This window comes from Kribbella sp. NPDC043289, assembly GCF_056436705.1.
This window is the reverse complement of the sequence record NZ_JBWKCB010000016.1, coordinates 1508-2775: the sequence shown is the minus strand read 5'-3', so window position 1 is coordinate 2775 and position 1268 is coordinate 1508. Positions and strand designations below refer to the sequence as shown.

Genomic DNA, 1268 nt, shown 5'->3' with positions numbered 1-1268 from the left:
GGACTCTTGAAATCCCGTGTGAATCTGGCGGGACCACCCGCTAAGCCTAAATACTTCTTGGTGACCGATAGCGGACTAGTACCGTGAGGGAAAGATGAAAAGTACCCCGGGAGGGGAGTGAAATAGTACCTGAAACCGATTGCCTACAATCCGTCGGAGCACTCCTTGTGGGTGTGACGGCGTGCCTTTTGAAGAATGAGCCTGCGAGTTAGTGGTGTGTGGCGAGGTTAACCCGTGTGGGGTAGCCGTAGCGAAAGCGAGTCTGAATAGGGCGCTTTAGTCGCATGCTCTAGACCCGAAGCGGAGTGATCTATCCATGGGCAGGTTGAAGCGCGGGTAAGACCGCGTGGAGGACCGAACCCACCAGGGTTGAAAACCTGGGGGATGACCTGTGGATAGGGGTGAAAGGCCAATCAAACTCCGTGATAGCTGGTTCTCCCCGAAATGCATATAGGTGCAGCGTCGCGTGTTTCTTACCGGAGGTAGAGCACTGGATGGTCTAGGGGGCTTACCGGCTTACCGAAATCAGCCAAACTCCGAATGCCGGTAAGTGAGAGCGCGGCAGTGAGACTGCGGGGGATAAGCTCCGTAGTCGAGAGGGAAACAGCCCAGATCACCAGCTAAGGCCCCTAAGCGATTGCTAAGTGGAAAAGGATGTGGAGTTGCCCAGACAACCAGGAGGTTGGCTTAGAAGCAGCCACCCTTGAAAGAGTGCGTAATAGCTCACTGGTCAAGTGATTCCGCGCCGACAATGTAGCGGGGCTCAAGCAATCCGCCGAAGCTGTGGCATTCATACTTGTACTCGGCACAGACTTGATCTGTGTCCAGGTGTGTGGATGGGTAGGGGAGCGTCGTGCAGCGTGTGAAGCAGCCTAGTGATGGAGTTGTGGATGCTGCACGAGTGAGAATGCAGGCATGAGTAGCGAATGACGGGTGAGAAACCCGTCCGCCGGATGATCAAGGGTTCCAGGGTCAAGCTAATCTGCCCTGGGTAAGTCGGGACCTAAGGCGAGGCCGACAGGCGTAGTCGATGGACAACGGGTTGATATTCCCGTACCGGCATTAACACGACCCGACCGAACCCGCTGATGCTAAGCCAATGAAACCATGATGTCTTCGGATGGATTGGTGGAGTCGGTGACCCGAGGTGGTAGTAGGTGCATTGAGGAGTGACGCAGGAGGGTAGTCCAACCGCGGCGATGGTAGGCGCAAGCTGATCCGCGGGCAAGGTGGTAGGGCGAGACATAGGCAAATCCGTGTCTCACATA

The 1268-nt window shown here is 55.8% G+C and carries 1 other annotated feature (cut by both window edges).

What is annotated here, in order from left to right:
• Window positions 1-1268: a sequence feature (mutual gap in cmsearch alignment for this rRNA model is longer than 100), on the top strand (it extends past both window edges: 285 nt to the left, 1488 nt to the right).